General features: G+C 65.2%; 18 protein-coding genes. 12 read left to right on the top strand and 6 right to left on the bottom strand.

From position 1 onward, the window contains the following. Positions 1 to 183: 183 nt before the first annotated feature. Positions 184 to 1,467 carry an HD domain-containing phosphohydrolase gene (locus tag VFO25_08985; protein ID HET9343031.1) on the bottom strand — a complete coding sequence of 428 codons (1,284 nt, stop codon included), beginning with the start codon at positions 1,465 to 1,467 and terminating at the stop codon, positions 184 to 186. A gap of 277 nt (positions 1,468 to 1,744) precedes the next feature. Here VFO25_08985 and VFO25_08980 point away from each other — a divergent pair, with 277 nt between their 5' ends. The 3 genes from VFO25_08980 (at position 1,745) to VFO25_08970 (ending at position 4,634) form a co-directional block, all read left to right on the top strand. After that, the gene (locus VFO25_08980; GenBank protein ID HET9343030.1) at positions 1,745 to 2,251 is read left to right on the top strand and encodes a hypothetical protein; all 507 of its coding nucleotides are present in this window, start codon (positions 1,745 to 1,747) and stop codon (positions 2,249 to 2,251) included. A 17-nt stretch (positions 2,252 to 2,268) separates the two neighbouring features. After that, on the top strand, positions 2,269 to 3,648 hold the full coding sequence (locus VFO25_08975) for a hypothetical protein (GenBank protein HET9343029.1): 1,380 nt from the start codon (positions 2,269 to 2,271) through the stop codon (positions 3,646 to 3,648). Positions 3,649 to 3,719: 71 nt separating this feature from the next. Then, positions 3,720 to 4,634: a UPF0158 family protein gene (locus VFO25_08970; protein ID HET9343028.1), complete on the top strand. Its 915-nt coding sequence runs from the start codon at positions 3,720 to 3,722 to the stop codon at positions 4,632 to 4,634. A 240-nt stretch (positions 4,635 to 4,874) separates the two neighbouring features. Here the strand turns inward: VFO25_08970 and VFO25_08965 are convergent, their stop codons facing one another. After that, positions 4,875 to 5,705, bottom strand: a complete 831-nt coding sequence (locus tag VFO25_08965) for a M55 family metallopeptidase (GenBank protein HET9343027.1) — start codon at positions 5,703 to 5,705, stop codon at positions 4,875 to 4,877. Between the two features lie 84 nt (positions 5,706 to 5,789). On the opposite strand from VFO25_08965, the gene VFO25_08960 reads away from it, so the two are divergent. Together VFO25_08960 and VFO25_08955 are read left to right on the top strand one after the other, a co-directional pair. Next, positions 5,790 to 6,299, top strand: a complete 510-nt coding sequence (locus VFO25_08960; protein HET9343026.1) for a SprT family zinc-dependent metalloprotease — start codon at positions 5,790 to 5,792, stop codon at positions 6,297 to 6,299. Positions 6,300 to 6,359: 60 nt separating this feature from the next. Then, entirely contained in the window at positions 6,360 to 6,923 is a 564-nt protein-coding gene (locus VFO25_08955) for a UbiX family flavin prenyltransferase (protein HET9343025.1), read from the top strand. Between the two features lie 47 nt (positions 6,924 to 6,970). Here VFO25_08955 and VFO25_08950 read toward each other — a convergent pair whose 3' ends face one another. Then, complete coding sequence (locus VFO25_08950; protein HET9343024.1) at positions 6,971 to 7,828, bottom strand: sulfite exporter TauE/SafE family protein; 858 nt, start codon at positions 7,826 to 7,828, stop codon at positions 6,971 to 6,973. 93 nt (positions 7,829 to 7,921) lie between these two features. On the opposite strand from VFO25_08950, the gene VFO25_08945 reads away from it, so the two are divergent. The 4 genes from VFO25_08945 to VFO25_08930 all read left to right on the top strand — a co-directional run bounded on the left by VFO25_08945 (position 7,922) and on the right by VFO25_08930 (position 10,871). Continuing rightward, the gene (locus VFO25_08945) at positions 7,922 to 8,767 is read left to right on the top strand and encodes a bifunctional 3-deoxy-7-phosphoheptulonate synthase/chorismate mutase (protein HET9343023.1); all 846 of its coding nucleotides are present in this window, start codon (positions 7,922 to 7,924) and stop codon (positions 8,765 to 8,767) included. Positions 8,768 to 8,781: 14 nt separating this feature from the next. After that, on the top strand, positions 8,782 to 9,048 hold the full coding sequence (locus VFO25_08940) for a GIY-YIG nuclease family protein (GenBank protein HET9343022.1): 267 nt from the start codon (positions 8,782 to 8,784) through the stop codon (positions 9,046 to 9,048). Further along, positions 9,048 to 9,818: a TIGR00266 family protein gene (locus VFO25_08935; GenBank protein HET9343021.1), complete on the top strand. Its 771-nt coding sequence runs from the start codon at positions 9,048 to 9,050 to the stop codon at positions 9,816 to 9,818. Before VFO25_08940 ends, VFO25_08935 begins: the two co-directional genes overlap by 1 nt. A gap of 297 nt (positions 9,819 to 10,115) precedes the next feature. Next, a complete protein-coding gene (locus VFO25_08930; protein ID HET9343020.1) occupies positions 10,116 to 10,871 on the top strand; it encodes a methyltransferase domain-containing protein in 756 nt (251 codons plus the stop codon). Positions 10,872 to 10,961: 90 nt separating this feature from the next. Here VFO25_08930 and efp read toward each other — a convergent pair whose 3' ends face one another. The 3 genes from efp to der are packed head-to-tail and all read right to left on the bottom strand — an operon-like array spanning position 10,962 to position 13,500. Next, complete coding sequence (gene efp, locus VFO25_08925) at positions 10,962 to 11,519, bottom strand: elongation factor P (GenBank protein HET9343019.1); 558 nt, start codon at positions 11,517 to 11,519, stop codon at positions 10,962 to 10,964. Further along, positions 11,516 to 12,118 carry a glycerol-3-phosphate 1-O-acyltransferase PlsY gene (gene plsY, locus VFO25_08920; protein ID HET9343018.1) on the bottom strand — a complete coding sequence of 201 codons (603 nt, stop codon included), beginning with the start codon at positions 12,116 to 12,118 and terminating at the stop codon, positions 11,516 to 11,518. Before plsY ends, efp begins: the two co-directional genes overlap by 4 nt. Then, entirely contained in the window at positions 12,115 to 13,500 is a 1,386-nt protein-coding gene (gene der / locus VFO25_08915; protein ID HET9343017.1) for a ribosome biogenesis GTPase Der, read from the bottom strand. Before der ends, plsY begins: the two co-directional genes overlap by 4 nt. Before the next feature lies 1 nt (position 13,501). On the opposite strand from der, the gene VFO25_08910 reads away from it, so the two are divergent. The 3 genes from VFO25_08910 to mutS are packed head-to-tail and all read left to right on the top strand — an operon-like array spanning position 13,502 to position 18,185. Next, the gene (locus tag VFO25_08910; GenBank protein ID HET9343016.1) at positions 13,502 to 14,401 is read left to right on the top strand and encodes a PEGA domain-containing protein; all 900 of its coding nucleotides are present in this window, start codon (positions 13,502 to 13,504) and stop codon (positions 14,399 to 14,401) included. After that, positions 14,398 to 15,717: a tRNA (N6-isopentenyl adenosine(37)-C2)-methylthiotransferase MiaB gene (miaB, locus tag VFO25_08905; protein ID HET9343015.1), complete on the top strand. Its 1,320-nt coding sequence runs from the start codon at positions 14,398 to 14,400 to the stop codon at positions 15,715 to 15,717. The genes VFO25_08910 and miaB overlap by 4 nt, the downstream gene beginning before the upstream one ends. Then, complete coding sequence (gene mutS / locus VFO25_08900; GenBank protein HET9343014.1) at positions 15,714 to 18,185, top strand: DNA mismatch repair protein MutS; 2,472 nt, start codon at positions 15,714 to 15,716, stop codon at positions 18,183 to 18,185. Before miaB ends, mutS begins: the two co-directional genes overlap by 4 nt. Positions 18,186 to 18,207: the final 22 nt, after the last annotated feature.

Here is an 18,207-nt window from a genome sequence, read left to right as displayed (position 1 = left end):
GGCAAGAGCGAAATGCTCATCATCGGCGCCGTCATGCGCAAACTCATTCACATCGCGTACGGCGTGCTGCGCAGCCAAAAGCCCTTTGACCCCAACTATGATACCGTCCGGGCTTGACAGCCAAGACGGTATCTCCCTTTTTTCGAGATGCGAGATCGCGGCGGTCGAGCTAAAGCTCGACCGCTACATGTTCTGGCGGAGCGGAAGCGGAATGACGCTAGCCGAGCGCAGCGCGGCGACGACAGCGAGAGCATCGACGACATCGGAGTCGTACTCCGACGGCGTCCTGTCGCGAAGAATGCGGATCGCGTCGTCGTGCGAGTACGCGCTGCGATGCGGGCGGACGGACGTCAGCGCGACGTACGCTTCCGCAGCCCCGACGATCCGCGCTTCCAACACGATCTGATCGCCCTTGAGGCCGCGCGGATATCCGCTGCCGTTGAGGCGCTCGTGGTGCTGTTCGATGATCTCGGCAAGCGTGCGGCAATCGCGCCACTTGCTGACGAGACGCGCGCCGAACTCGGTGTGGAGCTGCATGCGCCGTCGCTCGTGCGGCGTGAGCGCGCCGCGCTTGGCGAACAATTCATTCGGGATGGCAAGCGTGCCGACGTCGTGGAGCAGCGCGCCGCGGCGAAGGACTTCGAGATCGACACCTGCGATTCCGAGATGCGTGCCGATGGCGGTCGAGATCCGTGCGACACGATGGCTGTGGTCTTGGTCCATGCCTTCGCGGCAATCGATGGCGAGGCCGACGGTCTCGGCGAGATCACCGGTGATGCGATCGAGTTGTCCGATCTTGTCGAAGAGCTGCGTGTTCTCGAGCTCGAGTGCAGCGAGATAGCGTTCGGCCCGGTTTTGGAAGACGCCGAAACCTTGGCGGATGACGGCGATCGGAACCGCGAAATATGCGAGGACGATCCAGCGGCCCGCTTCGAGGTCGGTGCCGAGCCATGCACCGAGCGCGCCGAGCGCTGCGAAGTGGAGCATCGTCCAGCCGAAGGTCTGCTCGAACGACAGCCGGAGCGACGGACGCGAGATGCGCGAGAGAAGAAGCATCGCGGCGCCGGCTTCGATCGTGTACGCCGCGGCGATGTAAGCGGCCGGTCCGATCCACGTCGCGTCGACCATCCTGTGCGCCGCGTCGGCCGCGAGACCGCCGAAGAGCGGACCGATGACGGCGGTCGCGACGATCGTCGATGCTTCGGGCAAAGGCAGTGGGCGCGGCGAGAGGACGCGGATGAGGCCGCGCGCGAGACCGACGAGCACCGCGGCCGGAGTCCCGAACAAGACGAAGGCGGCGACGCAGATGACGAGACCTGGTGCGACGACGCGACGGCCGGCGCGGAGCACGTCGCCAGCGAGGAGATCGAGCGTCACCGCGGCACCGACGAGCGCGGCAAGACTCAATGACGAACGGCCCGCGGCCATGAGCGCCCACACGACGACAGCGGACGTGGCGGCGAGCAATCCAATCGTGAGAATTTCGGACCGGAAGGGGACGTCACCCGACGCGCCGGCATCGCGCGGCGCGCGTTTCGGACGGCGCGGCGCAAAAAACGCTACGGATTCCTTTCCACCTGGTTCGCTTTTGGATGCGTCTCGCTCGCCGTCCATCAAATCCTACTGGGCACACTCCACCCTGTTAAGGTTCGACCGTAAGAGCGGGCTCCACGTGACAGGAGCTCGCGCGGGTGTGACGGCCCTCGCGCGCGACTCTTTCGCGGAGGGGAACGTTTTAGGACCGATGAACGCACGAACGGCCATGGTATATAGTTGTCCCGGGTTTGTCGCTGTGGCAGCAGCGGTTGTGCTCACTGCAGTACCGGCGCCCGCCCACGCCGCCCGGCCGCACCAGAGCCAAGACCAGGGCAGCGGAACGTCCGTCGTCGTGAGCCTAAGCCTCTCGAAGTACACCGCGATCCGGACGATCGACGCAGGTTCGACCGTCGGCGTGAAGCCGGATATCATCCACGTGCACGTAGGCGATTCGGTCGTCTTCGTCAATGACGACACCGATCATCACACGGCCACCTCGCTCCTCAACGCCGCGACCTTCGTCGACGATCCGCGTTGGACCGACGACGCGCTGCACGCTAATGGCGAGATCGGTCCCGGATTTTGGAGCACGGGCGACCTGTCGCCCGGTCAACGCTCCGCGCCGCTCATCGCGCGCAAACCGGGCACGTACCTGTTCGGTTGTTTCTTCGACTACGGCGCGGGCATGCGCGGCGAGATAGTCGTCGAGCCCTAATGGAATTCCGCGAGCCGATGGAACAGCTGATCCGCGATCCGCGCGAATTCACGCGCGACGTCAAATTCCCAGACCCGTCCGAGCTTCGGATCTACGACACCAGCCTGCGCGACGGCGAGCAGATGCCGGGCGTCGCGTATACGCCCGAGCAGAAGTACGAGATCTGCCGGCGGCTCTCCGATATCGGCGTCCACATCATGGACGTCGGTTTCCCGGCGGTGTCTGAGGACGAGCGCACCTCGCTCAAGCTCATCATGCAGGGCAAGCGGCGCGGCGAGATCCGCGCGGATCTCGACGTCGTCGTCATGTGCCGCTCGAACGAAAAGGATATCGACGCGACGCTCGACGCGATCCGCGATATCGGGATCGCGCCTTCCGAGGTGACGTTCTTCATCTTCACGTCCGGCAGCGACTTGCACATGAAGTACAAGATCGGCAAGACGCTGCTCGCGAGAGAAGGCAAGCCCGAATCCGAGTGGCTCGACCTGCCGCTCTCGTTCTACCGCGACGCGAACATCCGCATGCACTGCGATGCGATCCGTTACGCGCGCAGCCACGGCGTCGAGCGCATCGAGTTCGGCGGCGAGGATGGGAGTCGCGGCGACGTCGACTATTTCATCCGGCTTTTCAAAGAAGGCATCGCGGCCGGCGGCACGCGCCCGTCGTGGCCCGATACGGTCGGAGTCCTGACGCCGGAGGCGACGCGTTGGTACTGCTCGCGCATCGTCGAAGCGATGCCGAAGGATATCACGCTGCTCAATCATTTCCACAACGACTACGGATTGGCGACCGCGAACTGCATCGCGTCGCTCGCGTGCGGCTTCAAAGCGTTCACCGTCACCGCCAACGGTTACGGCGAGCGCGCCGGCAACGTCTATCTCCATCAAGTGGTGACGGCGCTGCGCGTGCTCTACGGAGTGGACATCCCGGGCTTCAAGTACGAGAAGCTGCGCGAGCTCGGGCGCTTCATGGAGTCGGTGTCTGGCATTCCGGTGCAGGCGCACGAGCCGATCATCGGCGCGAACGTCTTCACGCACGAGACCGGTATCCACGCGCATGCGATGCTCATCGACCGGCGGATGTACGAAGCGGTCCCTGCCTCGCTTGTCGGCGGCGAGATGCAATTCATATTCGGTAAGCACAGCGGACTCAATGTCATCGACGCGACACTGCGCAAACACGCCGACCGGCTGGCCAAGGCGGGAGTAACCGTCGACGAGGGGCTGTCGAGGCGCGTTCTAGAGGAAGTCAAGCGCGTTCGCGAGGAGCGCGCGAGGACGAGCCACGTGTCGGATCTCGTGGCACAGTACTACGAGAATATGAAACGGCTTGGGCTCACCGAGGATGACGTCGTGCGCATCGCCGAATCTATAGGGGCACCGCACGCTGCGGTCTGAGCGCTCACCGCGATCCGACCTGCCCCGCACGGTTTGCCCCCACAACAGCGCACAGAGAGTTCCAAAACGCAATGACTGACAACAACGCCACCAACGCATACGTGACGGCGGAGTGGATCCGTCGGCCCCTCGCAGACCTCGGCGGAGTCTCGCCGGTTGACGCCGCGGCAGACCCCGAAGGCCGCAAGAAACTCGACGACCTGCTCACCGAACTCGCCGGCGTCCACGTCCGGATGAAGCGCCTCGGACTTCCGGTAGTCAATCCGGAAGAGATCCGCAAAGCGCTCGGTATCGAAGCTCCCGCGCATCACGCGCCGTCGCGAGCGCCGTCGCGCGCCGTCCGCGCCGGTCCGGTGAAGCGCAACGCGCTCCTCGACGAGCTCGGCACCGCGCTGACGGGAGGCGACGTCGACAGCGTCGCGTTCTTCAACGCGAAGACGGGAGCGGTCGAGCACTTCATGCACAACCTCGGCGATCAGGAGAACGCTCGGATCGCGCAGGCCGAAGCCGACATCGAGCTTCGCAAAGTGACCCCGGTGACGACCGAGGTGCGCTATGGCATCATGTCCGACTTCATCGGCATGGTCGACGATATCGCGTTCGCCGGCAAGTTGCGCGCAGCCATTTCGGGCAAGGGCGCGTTCCGTCGCTTCCGAGAGACCGTGGACGAAGACGACGCGTTGCGCCGCCGCTGGCTGTCGTATCGGACGAAGCGGCACTACCACATCGCGCTCGACTGGCTGCATAATCTCGGTCTTGACCTCTCAGCGCTCGGCCTCAACGCGGCCGACTTCGATTGGGAGCCGGGAGGAAGCGGAAGTGCGAAAGCGCACGCGCAGCCCACTTCGAAGGCCGCAGCGGCGCCGGCGCCCGAGGCCGAAGCGGCCGAGGCCGTTGCGGTCGCAGAACCGGTAGCAGAGACACAACCGGCAGAAGAGCCCAAAGCCGAAGAGCCCGCGGAGTCAGAAGCCGCAGCAGAGGTGTAGTAGGCCGAGCGAAGCTCGGCAAATAACGGACGCGGACGGCCTGATGGAAAGCCGTCCGCGTCGCCTTATCGAGGGCATGCCATCCCTCAGAAGAGTCAGCCGGGTAGATGCTTCGTACGTGGTGGGGGAACCGCAACGGCGCAACCCCGGCTCATTTCGATAGACAAGCGCTGCGGGCAAAACGTTACGTACGTGTCCGAAGGTCCCCATGAAGTGCGCGGGCGCACGCGGCGCCGCTCTTTAGGGAGTTGAGGCCCCGAGCGTCATCATCGCACGAAACGCCCGGAAAACCGTGAGAAAGTCCTCATGGGAGAAGCGCAGCGTGCGCGCCGATATCCGTTCGCTGCCGGGCAGCAACGAGGCGATGTCCGCCTTCGACGTATATGTGAACGTGATCTCGAGGGTCGTAGGTCGTGCGAAAACATATGGCTTAGCGCCGCTAGCGTTCTTGTTGCGGATGGCTGCTGCGATACCCGCCCGGATCTTTGCGCGCGACTCCTCCGGCGAAAGCGACATCGCCGCGAAGCGCCCGATCGCGCTCTTGACTTCCGCCGTTTCTATCCAGGGCATGAACGAGCGCGCGTCCGCGCACGCGTTCTGATCGCCGGATAAGAACACGACCGGCACGCCGTAGCTGCCCGCGACCGCCGCGTTGATCCGCGCCTCGCTGCACGCTTCGCCGTTGATCTTGACCTCGTAGAGCGTGTCGCCCGTGTATGTGTGGTCGAGGACCGCGTCTTGCGTGCCGCCGCTCGCGTGATAGCCGATATATGCGGCGGCGTCGAACGTCGCGTCGATGCCCTGGTTCATCGAGAGCGGCTTGCCGCTGCCGCGTATGAGGCGCACGTCGGGCGGCAGCTCTTCGTGGATGATGTTGCGCATGCTCCAATGCGAGTCGTTGACGAGGATCGACGTCGCGCCGGCATCTTTAGCTCCTTCGCACGCCGCGCGGACCTCGCCGGTCATGAGCTTGCACGAATACGCGTACTCGGGCTGCCCGACAGGATTCGTCTGCTCCTCGGCGGTGATGCCTGCGACGCCTTCCATGTCGGCGGAAATGTAGATGCGCATGTCGCGGTCCTTAGCGCGATGTCCGCGGCCGCCCTCCGCGCTTCAAGGGAACGGCGCGTTGCTACGCTGAATTCACGCGCCCGAGTGCAGAACATCCTCGCCGCAAGCCGCCGGCAGCTGCCGTCGGAAGGCGACCTCCAGTTGCTTTTCGCGCGCCTGAACGCGACGCACTTCGGCGGATCGCTCGCCGCGCATCGGATCGCGTACAACTCGCGCCTCACCTCGGTCGCCGGCCGGATCACCTACCGGCCGCCGGTCATCGAACTATCGACGCGACTGCTCGCGCCGAATCCCGACGCGCTGACCGCGACGCTTCTCCACGAGATGATCCACGCGTGGCTTCACGTCCGTCGATTGCCGAGCGGGCACGGCGTTCACTTCAAGCGGAAGATGCGTGAGGTCGGACTGCCGAGCATCTATCATTCACTGCCCGTACCGCGTCGTCGCAGCCGGTTGCGCTACGGACTGACGTGCCCTCGCTGCTTCGTGACGCTCATCCGGCGGCGGCGTCCAGGCGTGCCGGTCTCGTGCGCACGGTGTTCGCCGTCACGCTACGATCCGCGCGTACGGATGTCTGTTCGCCGCCTTACCTAGCGCGCAGCAACACGGGCTAGGGACGGGAATGGTTCCGGCGTTGGATGAACGCGGCGGCCTATGCCAATCTACGTCGTCGGGATCACGGGGGCGAGCGGCACGATCTACGGCGTGCGTGCGCTCGAGGTCTTGCGTGCCGTGCCGGATGCATCGATCCATCTCGTGCTCACGACCGCCGCGCGGCGGACGATGGAGGTCGAGACCTCATACACACCGTCTGACGTCGAGCGTCTCGCTCACGTCGTCCACGATCCGAACGATCTCGCGGCTCCGATCTCGAGCGGATCCTTCAAGACGGACGGCATGCTCGTCGCGCCGTGTTCGATCAAGACCGCGTCGGAGATCGCGTACAGCATGAACGACACGCTGCTCGTGCGTGCGGCGGACGTGATGCTCAAAGAACGACGCAAGCTTGTCCTCATGGTACGCGAGACGCCGCTTCATCTCGGTCATCTTCGCACGCTTGAAAGACTGGCAGAGATCGGCGCGATCATCGTGCCGCCGATCCCCGGATTCTACTCGAAGCCGAAGACCGTCGACGACATCATCAACCATTCGGTGGGCAAAGCGCTCGACGCGCTCGGCGTGTCGAACGAGATCTTCACGCGCTGGACCGGGGCGTAACGGCCGCGGCGGTCGACCGTAAAGGTCGACCGCTCCATTTTCGTAGGCTAGAGCGAGAGCGCGTCCCAGATGAGTTTGGCTGCGGTTAGGATCACCGCGAATGCGAGCAGCCGCAAGAGCGGCTTTTCAGGCACGCGCTTCGCGATCCGTGCGCCGACCTGCGCGCCGACGACGGCACCCGCGCCAACCAGCAGCGCCGGCACCCACGCGACGTCGCCGTACAACGCATGCGATGCCGTGCCGAAGAGTGCGGTGAGCGCGATGACGAGCGTCGACGTCGCGATTGCCACGTGCGGCGGAAAGGCGAACAAGTAGATCATCGCCGGCACTTGGACGAGGCCTCCGCCGACGCCGAGCGCGCTCGCGATGAAGCCCGCGCCGATGCTGATCAATACGCCGCCCGCGAGATTGAAGCGATACGTGTGGCGGATGCCTTGCCTGTCATGGAAATCGCGCGTGATGATGCCGCGCGATTCGTCGTCGAGACCCGGTCGCGGTTCGTCGTCGCGAAGCGCCTCGGCGCTGAGCTCCTCGTGCGCCAGCTTCGACGTCGTCAGCAATCGGATGGCAGCCCAAGCGAGCAGCGCCGCGAAGACGAAGAGGAAGACGCGCTGCGGTACCACCTGATCGATCGCTGCGCCCAGCCACGCTCCAGGGATGCCCGCCACGGCGAAGACGATCGCGCTGCGGATGTCGACCCGACGCTGCCGCAAGTATTGGATCGATCCCGATGCGGCGTTGAGCAGCACGACGAAGATCGACGTTCCGGCCGCGACGCGCGAGTCGTAGTGCAATATCAAGAACGCAGGCACGAGCATGAAGCCGCCGCCCAAGCCGACCATCGAACCGTAGCCGCCCGCGAAAAGTCCGAGCGCGATGAGCCCTGCGGCTTCGTACCAGTGCATCAGGCGAGGCAGCGTTCCAGCCGGCGCGCAAGGGGCGCGACTCGGAGCGCTGAAAGGGTGGCCGACGCCGGTTTTAAAGGGAGAGTGCAGTCGATGGCGCTGTACAGCGCGCGCAAAGGCTTCAACGTCGGGCTCACGGTCGGGGGCATCAACCTCAATCAGGGCTTCCACGTAATGGCCGGTCCGTGCAGCGTCGAGTCGGCGGAACAGGTGGAAGCGACCGCCGCGCACCTTGCCGCCAAGGGCGTGCGCATCCTGCGCGGCGGCGCATACAAGCCGCGCACGTCGCCGTATTCGTTCCAAGGACTCGAAGAAGCCGGGCTGCGCATGCTCGCGACCGCGGCGCAGAAGAGCGGCATGATCACCGTCTCCGAGGTGATGGACACGGATACGATCCCGCTCGTCGCCGAGTACATCGACGTGCTCCAAGTCGGCGCGCGCAACATGCAGAACTTCTCGCTCTTGAAGCGGCTCGCAGCGCAGAAGAAGCCGGTGCTGCTCAAGCGCGGCATGTCGGCGACGATCGAAGAGTTCTTGCTCGCCGCCGAATACGTGCTGCAAGGCAACGATCGCGTCGTCCTGTGCGAGCGCGGCGTCCGTTCGTTCGATACGATCACCCGCAACATGCTCGATCTCGCCGGCGCTGCGGTGCTGCGTCAGATGAGCCATCTGCCGGTCATCGTCGACCTCTCGCACTCGACCGGCCGCACGGACATCATCGTGCCGCTCGCCCGCGCATGCGTCGCGCTGGGCGCCGAGGGCATCATGGTCGAGGTGCATCCCGATCCGCTGACGGCTATGTGCGACGCAGACCAAGCGCTGTCGCTCGCCGAGGCGACCGACCTTCTCGACGCCATCGAGCCATGGGTCGCGCTTCGCATGAGGCTCGAAGGATCTCGCACCGCGGCGCCGGCTCCCGGCGTTGCCGCGGGCGCCTGAATTTTCATCGAACGGTGTGGCACTACGTCTACCTCGCGTCGACCGCCGACGGAGCCTTCTACTGCGGTTACGCCGCTGACCCCGTCGCGCGTGTCGCCGCTCACAACGCCGGCCGGGGCGCCAAGATCCTGCGAGGCAAACGGCCGGTGAAACTCGCATACGTACGGCGCTTCCGCTCGCGCGGCGACGCGTTGCGATACGAACACGCGCTCAAGGCGCGAGCGCACGCGCACAAGAAAGACCTATCCCGTCGTTGGCTCGCTTTGAAAGGAAAGCCGTAATGGATCATCGCGTCATCGGTACCACGATGCCGGTCCTCGAGATCATGCTGCAACCCGGCGAGACGATCGTCGCCGAACCGGGCGAGCTGTCGTGGATATCGGGCAGCGTCCAGATGAAGACGTCGACGATGGGCGCCGGCGCGAAGGGCGTGCTGGGCGTCTTCAAGCGAGTTTTCGCGGGCGGCGGATTGTTCATGACCGAGTATTCGTCGCAAGGCGGCCCCGGCATGGTCGCATTCGCGACGAAACTGCCCGGCCAGATCCTGCCGGTCGATATCACGCCCGGCTCGGCGTACCTCATCCATCGCGGCGGCTTCGTATGCTCGACGCCCGGCATCGAGATCGGCGTCGGTTTCCAGCGGTCGCTCGGCACGGGCATCTTCGGCGGTGACGGATTCTTCTTGCAGAAGCTGAGCGGGCAAGCGCAGGCGTGGGTCGAGCTGAGCGGCGAGGTCGTCGTCTACGATCTCACTCCGGGTCAGACGCTGCTCGTGCATCCAGGCCACGTCGGGATGTTCCAGCAGTCGGTCAATTTCGACATCACCGTCGTGCCGGGAATCGCGAACGTGCTCTTCGGCAATCAAGGTCTTTTCTTGGCGCGACTGTCTGGGCCGGGCAGGGTCTGGCTGCAGTCGCTGACGCTGCCGGGGCTCGCCCACGCGTTGTCGGCGTATCTCGGGCGTGAGACGCAGACCCAGGCGACCGTGAGCGGCGGCCTCGGCGGTGCCGTGGCGGGTTCGATCCTTAAGGATCTGCTGGGCGGAAGTTAAGGTCCGGGCTGAAACTTATCGCGTTCGACCGGGGTATCCGCCAGCGTAAACCTCACCTGCAAAGGGGGAGCGCCAATGGATCTCGTTATCGCGATGGTGATCGGTGCGGTCGTTCTCGGCGGGATCGGCCTGCAAGCGGTCGTCACGATCGTCGAGACGCTCGCCAAGCGTCACCCGATCTCGTAGGAGACTCGATCGCGTCGGTCGAGCTAAAGCTCGACCGCTACATTTCCATTTTTTAAGATGGCCACTGAATCTCGGTACGTCCATGGATATTCTCCCCGCGAGCGCGACCGCTTGAGCGATCAAGCCGGCACGCTGCGCGAGCTGCTCCACCACGACACCGCGTACGAGCCGGGCGCCCACGTCCTCGAATGCGGCTGCGGCACCGGCGCTCAAACGGTGATCCTCGCCACGGAAAGTCCGACCGCACGGATCACGGCGGTCGACATCTCCGACGCATCGATCGAGCAGGCGCGCGTGCGCATCAACCGCAGCGGCTGCCGCAACGTCGAATTCCAGCGGGCTGACATCTTCGACTTGCCGTTCGAAGACGAGCGCTTCGATCACGCCTTCGTGTGCTTCGTATTAGAGCACGTCGGTCGTGCCCAAGATGCGCTGCGTTCGATCCGGCGCGTCTTGCGGCCCGGCGGAACCGTCACCGTCATCGAGGGCGATCACGGTTCGTGGTATTGCTATCCGCAGACCACGGAGTCAAAGCGGGTCGTCGAGTGTCTCATCGAGGTCCAAGCAAAACTCGGCGGCGATGCGCTCATCGGCAGACGGCTCTATCCCCTCCTCTATCAAACCGGCTTCGTCGACGTTCATGTCAGTCCGCGGATGGTCCACGTCGATGGCGGCCGGCCGGATCTGATCGAAGGGTTCTCGCGGAACACGTTCATCGCGATGGTCGAAGGCGTCCGGGATCAAGCGCTGTCGCTCGGACTCATCGACGATCCGGCGTGGCAGAAGGGGATCGCGGATCTCTATCGCGCGACCGAAGCGGACGGCACGTTCAGCTACACGTTTTTCAAAGGGCGCGGTACCAAATAGCCGAGCTTCGCTCGGCCTACTACATTTCCGATCTGGAGAAACCGCGGCGGTCGAGATGAATCTCGACCGCTCCCTGAGACCGCGTTGAGGTCAGACCCTTGAGACGTACTTGCGGTCGCGGGTGTCGATCCGGATCCTGTCGCCGGGATTGATGAAAAGCGGCACGTTGATCGTCGCGCCCGTCTCGACTTTCGCCGGCTTCGTCACGTTCGTCGCGGTGTCGCCCTTGAAGCCCGGATCGGTCTCCGTGACGACGAGATCGAGGTGGTTAGGAAGATCCGCTCCGATGACCGTGCCGTTGTGGAACTGGACGCTGATCGTCATGCTCTCTTTGAGCAGGTCGACGTTGTCGCCGAGGACGTCGTGTCCGAGGACGATCTGCTCGTAGTTCGACTGGTCCATGAAATGGTACTCGTCGCCGCTGCCGTAGAGGAATTGCATCTCTCGCGTCTCGATGATCGCTCGCGTCAGCATCTCGCCGGCGCGGAACGTCTTCTCGAGCACGTTGCCGCGGACGACGTTCTTGAGTCGCGTGCGGACGAAGGCCGAACCTTTGCCCGGCTTGACGTGCTGGAAGTCGACGACCGTCCACAGCTGGCCTTCGATTTCGATCGTCACGCCGGTGCGGAAATCGTTGGAGGAGATCATGAGGTCTTCTTCGTCCCTATCTTCAGTTCGTCACCGGCGATGAGCCGGCGTATGTTCGGCTCGTGACGCCACAGCACGAGCGCGAGCGCGATGATGCCGTACCAGACGTAAGGCAGCGGGTCGCCGCGCGCATACATCATGAGCGGCACGGCAGCGCTGCCGAGCATCGACGCCAACGATGAGTAACGGGTGATCGCGGCGGTCGCGAGCCAGACGGCTCCGAAAGCCACCGCGGCGAGCAGCGACAGCACGATGACTACGCCTAACGTCGTGGCGACGCCTTTGCCGCCTTTGAAGCGCAAGAACATGGACCAGTTGTGTCCGACGACCGTCGCGAGGCCGACGCCGGCGGTGATCCACGGGTCGTCGAAGAGCCGCAAAGCGACATAGGTCGGAATGGCGCCTTTGAGCGCATCGCCGAGCAAGACGAGCACGGCGCCCGTGCGGCCGAACGCGCGCATAGAGTTCGCAGTGCCGATGTTGCCGCTGCCGACCGTCCGCGGATCGATGCCGTAGAGCGTCTTGCCGATGATGATGCCGAACGGCACCGAACCGAGGAGATAGCCCGACACGAACATCGCGATGACCGCGAGGTTCACGCGTCGTCTCCGCGCGACGTCTCGGCGAGGATGAGATCGTCGGCCTGGGTGCGATCCTGCTGGACGCGCGGCTTGAACGTCAAGCGGATCGGCGTGCCCGAAAATCCGAACGCGCCGCGCAGCGTGTTCTCGAGGAAGCGCTCGTACGAGAAGTGGACGAGCCGTGGATCGTTCACGAAGAAGACGAACTCCGGCGGCGCGATGCCGCCCTGCGTCACGTAGTAACACTTCATGACTTTACCGCGGAACGACGGCGGCGGATGCGTGCGGAACGCGTCGCGGATGACCTGGTTGAGCTTCGCGGTCTGGACGTGCTTGCGGCGCTCGTCCGCCACGGCCGCCATCGCTCCGAGGATCTTGTGAACGCCCTTCTTCGTGAGCGCCGAGCCGAACAGGATCGGAGCGTACGGCGCGAACGGGAACTCGACGCGAAGCGCGGCCTCGACCTCTTCGCGTTCGAACGTCTTCGTGTCGACGAGGTCCCATTTGTTGACGAGGATCGCAAGCGCTTTGCCTTCCTCGACGCCAAGCCCGGCGATGCGACGGTCTTGCGACGTCGCCCCGGCGGTCGCATCGACGATGAGGAGCGCCACGTCGCAGCGGCCGATCGCGGCGACCGCGCGTAAGCTGCTGTAATAGTCGATCGGCGGCCCGGTCTTGGCGGTCTTGCGGATGCCCGCCGTGTCTATGATGATGAAGCGGCGGCCTTCTGCCACGATCTCGGTGTCAGTCGCATCGCGCGTCGTGCCCGGTTCGCTCGCGACGACGGCGCGCGGCTCGCCGACGAGAGCATTGACGAGCGACGACTTGCCGACGTTCGGTTGACCGACGATCGCCAGCCGGACGAGCGAGGGGTCCTCCGTTTCGTCCGTCGCCGGTTCGGGACCGAGCTTCTCGATGATCGCGTCGAGGAGATCGCCGCTCTGCAAACCGTGGATCGCCGACACGCTCATCGGCACGCCGAAGCCGAGCGAGCAGAACTCATAGATCGCACCAGCGGTGTTCGGCGACTCCACCTTGTTCGCGACGAGGAGCACCTTGTCTCGGGAAGGGCGCAGCAATGCAGCGACGTCCTCGTCGCCGCCGGTCACACCGTCTTGAGCGTCGACGACGAAGACGACAACGTCGGCCTCGCGGATCGCGAGTTCGGCCTGGGCGCGCGTCTGCGCCATGAGGTCGAGCTCGCTCGTCGTCTCGATGCCACCCGTGTCGACGATGGTGAAGCGACGGCCGGCCCACTCGACGGGCGCGTAGAGCCGATCGCGCGTAACGCCAGGCATCTCGTCGACGATCGCGAGACGGCGGCCCAGAAACCGGTTGAACAGGGCGGACTTCCCCACGTTGGGACGGCCAACGAGGGCGACGATCTTGGAAGCGGTCACGGTGAACGTCGTTTTCGACACCGCGACACTGACCGCCTCGGCAGCGCCAGGGCGCGGTCGGACGGCATCGAACCGATGCCGCATGCTGCGCGCGTCGCTCGTTCTTTCCTTTGTATGGGCCTTATCGGGCGCTGCTCCACCCCAACCCGCGCCCGCGCCGACGTTTCCGGCGCACGGCGGTGCGTACCTGACGAGCCTTCCCGCTAATGCATCCGCCTGGCTCGACGGCGTCTACGTCGGCTCGACGCCCGTCTATATCGATGACGTGCTCCCGGGTCATCACTCGGTGACGCTTTCCGCGGCCGGCTGGCAGCCGCAGACGGCGACGTTCGACGTCTCGGTCGGCCGGATCGAGCCGGTGAGCGTCATCATGCAGCGCAATGCCGGCGACAACTCTTCGAAGGGTCAAGGCGCGCTCGCCGTCGCGGGTGCGCCCGAAGGCTCGCACGTCTATCTCGACGGCGCGCCGCTCGGCACGACGCCGATCGTGCCGCACCCGACCGGCGCAGGCTACCACATCGTGACGCTGCAGCCGCCGGATCCGAAGGCCGCGCGCTCGATGCGCGTCGTCGACGTCTTCCCCGGCGTGACGACGACGATCTCGTTCGCGCCGCCGTCGACCGCGGCGATCGAACCCGAGGATGACTTGCTCGAGCCTGTCCAGACGGTCGTACCCGGCGCGGCGATCGCCATCGCCGGCAGCGACGTCATCATCCACTTCCGCGGCGTCGAGGTCGAGTGCACGATCGGTTCGCGCGCATACACGTTCAACGGCAAGCAAGAGACGATGAGCATCTCGCCGGCGCTCCTCGGCGGCAAGGTGTATCTGCCGCGCTCGCTGCTCGCGCGCATCGGCGCGCCGGCGGGCACGTCATCGACGGCCGAGCATCACCCCCGATGACGCAGATCTACATGCAGACCTTCGGCTGCCAGATGAACGTCGCCGACTCGAACGGCCTTGCGCATCAGGCGTGGTCGATGGGCTGCACGTTCGTAGCCGATCCAGCACTTGCGGACATCGTGATCCTCAACACCTGTGCGATCCGCGAGAAGGCGGAGACGCGGGTCTACGGCCGGCTCGGCCAACTCAAGGTCTTCAAGGAAGCCCGCCCCGAGTCGAAGCTCCTCGTGTGCGGCTGCCTGGCGGAGAAAGACCGCGAGATCCTGCGTTCGAAGGCGCCGTGGGTCGATGCGCTGCTGGGGCCGCGCGACTATCGGCAGTTCAAGCAGCTGCTCGACGGTTGGGGCGTCGCGACGGACGCGCCGCCCGCCGGGGCGATCTTCACGATGCCGTCGGCCGAAGACGATCCCGGTCAGGATACGCACCAGGCGTACGCGCATCTGCGCGCGCTCGTCAACATCACGCGCGGCTGCGAGAAGTTCTGCACGTATTGCATCGTGCCGTACACGCGCGGTCCGCTCGAGAGCATCGATCCGGAGGAGATCGAGTCGCAGATCCGGCGCGAGGTGAAAGCCGGCGCGAAAGAGATCATGCTGCTCGGTCAAAACGTCAATTCGTATCTGCACGGATCGGGCCTCGATTTCGCCGGCCTGCTGCGAAGGCTCAAGGCGATCGAAGGGGTCGACAGGCTGACGTTTCTCACGTCGCATCCGAAAGATTTCGACCGCCCGGTCGTCGACGCGCTCGCCGAACTGCCGAACGCGGCGCCGCGCATGCATTTGCCGATGCAGTCGGGGAGCAACGCGGTGCTCGAGAAAATGGCGCGCCTCTACACGATCGAGGAGTATCTCGACAAGGTCGCCTACTTCCGCGAACGGCTTGCGGGCTGGGCGCTGACGACCGACATCATCGTCGGTTATCCAACCGAGACCGAGGCGGATTTCGAAAAGACGCTCGACGTGGTGAGCGCGGGGACGTTCGAGCAAGCCTTCATCTTCGCGTATTCGCCGCGCGCGGGCACGCCTGCGGCGACGATGACGCCGCAGGTGCCGCAAGCGGAGAAGATCCGCCGGCTCCAAGCGGTGAACGCGGCGCAGAACGAAGCGACGCGGCGCTTCCACGAGTCGTTCATCGGCGACACGGTCCGCGTCCTCACGCAAGGACCCTCGAAGAAAGATGCGGCGCGGATGGCGGGCAAGACCGGCCACAACGTGACGGTCATCTATCCGCGCGATGAGCGCACCGAACACCGGCCGTTCGTCGACGTCGCGATCGACCAGGCGTACAACTGGGGTCTGTCCGGCGTCATCGCGTGAGCGCCGACTCGCCGCTCATCGCGCAGTACAACGCGCTCAAGTCCGAGTTCCCCGAAGCGCTCCTGCTATCGCGCGTCGGCGATTTCTACGAAGCATACGGCGACGACGCGGAAGATCTCGCGCGCTCGCTCCATATCATCCTCACGTCGAAGGAAGCGGGCAAAGGTAAGCGCGTCGCGATGGCGGGCGTGCCATACCACAGCGTCGACACGTATCTCGCGCGGCTCATCCGCCAACGCCGCGTCATCGCGATCGCGGAGCAGATGGAGCAGCCGGTTCCCAACCGGCTCGTCCGGCGCGAGATCGTCCGCGTCTTGACGCCCGGCACGGTGCTCGAGGACCAATTCCTCACGCCCGATAGACACAACCACCTGTGCGCAGTCTTCAAAGATACCGGCGCGATCGCGATCGTGGCCGCTGATGTTTCGACCGGCGCGGCGACCGTCCAGGCCATCGGCGATGAAGACGATTTCGCGGCTGCGCTCGACGCGCTCGACCCGTCGGAGATCGTCGTCGCCGATACGGCGACCGCGGAAATCGTCGAGCCGCTCGCCGGCGAGAGCTGTCGGGTTTCGGTCTTCGCGCTCGCCCCCGCCGGGGCTACGAACGGTTCGGCAGTCGATGCGCCGTCAGCGCTCGGCACGTTCTCGCGCGACGAGCGTCCGGCTGCGGCGTCTGCGCTGCGGCTGCTCGAGAGTTACCTGACGAGGCTCAAGCTCGACGGTGCAGGCATCTGCGCTCGCGCGGTACCGGCGTCATCCGCGAGTTCGATGCTCATCGATCCTGCGACGCGACGTCACCTCGACCTCGTCACCGGATCAGGTTCGGATACGCGCGCATCGCTGCTCGGCGTTCTTGCGCGGACGCGCACGTCGATGGGCAGCCGGCTGCTCGCATCGCGCGTGTGCGCGCCGCTCGTCGACGTCGCGGAAATCCGTCGCCGGCTCGATCGCGTCGAATCGCTCGTCAGGCGGGCTTCTCCGCGTGTCGAGCTCCAAGAATCGCTTGCGCTCATCGGCGACATCGAGCGGATCGTCCAAAAGATCGGTGCGCGGCGAGCTGGCCCGCGTGACGTGGCTACTCTACGCCGCTCGCTCGAGGCGGCAGCGCTCATCGGATCCGCGGTCGAGCGGGTCGGCGACGACGGGCTCTCGTCGCTCGCCGCCGCGATCGACGCGCACGGCGTGCTCGCGCGCCTGACGGGGGTTTTGAAAACGGCGCTCGTCGAGGATCCGCCGCCGACATTGTCCGACGGCGGCGCGATCAGACCCGAGAGGTCACCGGCGCTGGCGGATGTCGTCGAGCTGCGAACGCGGAGTCGTGAGCGCCTGCTCGCCCTCGAAGCGGCGACGCGCTCGCGCACCGGCATCAAATCGCTCAAAGTGAAGTACACGCAGGCGTTCGGCTACTATTTCGAGCTGCCGCGTTCGCAATCGGAGAGCGTTCCACCGGATTTCGCGCGCCGCCAAAGCCTCGTCAACGCCGAGCGTTTCACGAACGTCGACCTCAAGGAGCTCGAGACGGCGATCCTCGGCGCGAAGGCGCGGCAGGTCGAACTCGAACGCGAGGCCTTCGAAGCGTTGCTCGCGGAGATCGACGCGGATTCTGCCGCGCTGCTCGCCGCCGCCGGCGCGATCGCCGAGATCGACGTCTACTGCTCGCTGGCGCAAGTCGCCGCGGAGCGGCGTTACTCGCGCCCGGACGTCGTCGACGAGCGGATCATCGACGTCGACGCTGCTCGCCATCCGATAGTCGAGGCGTTCGGCGGCGTCGACTTCATCGCGAATGAGTGCCGCGCCGATTCGGACAAGCGATTCTTGCTGATCACCGGCCCGAATATGGGCGGCAAGTCGACGTACCTGCGGCAGACGGCGTTGGTATCCGTGCTCGCGCAGATGGGTTCGTACGTGCCCGCGTCGCGCGCGAAACTCGGCATCGTCGACCGCATGTTCACGCGCATAGGCGCGGGCGACGATATAGCGGCCGGCAGGTCGACGTTCTACGTCGAGATGGCGGAGATGGCGCTCATCCTCCGGCGCTGCACGGTGCGCAGTCTGTTGCTCATAGACGAAGTGGGACGCGGAACGGGCACGACCGACGGCCTTGCTATCGCCCAGGCGGTCTCCGAATATCTCCTGGGGTTGACCGAGGCCATGCCCATCGTGTTATTTGCGACACACTTTCACGAGCTGGTGGGGTTGTCGGACGCCTTCGGTCTAATCGAAAACCTTCACGTAGCCGTCGCGGAAGAGCAATCAGGGCCGATATTTTCGCATCGCGTGCTCCATGGCGCGAGCAGCCGTTCGTATGGGATCGCGGTCGCGAAGATGGCGGGCCTGCCTCCCGAGGTCGTGGCACGAGCACAGGAAATTGCCGATGAGATAGAGAGCAGGCCGCGATTGCGGTCCAAGCCCGTTCGGCGACGCACGGCCGAAGGACCGGACCATCAATTGCGTCTCACTATCTGACGAAGTGGGGGCCCCCAGAGTC

This window comes from Candidatus Eremiobacteraceae bacterium, from assembly GCA_035710745.1.
Classification (GTDB): Bacteria; Vulcanimicrobiota; Vulcanimicrobiia; order Eremiobacterales; family Eremiobacteraceae; genus JANWLL01.
This window is presented reverse-complemented; position numbering and strand designations above follow the sequence as displayed.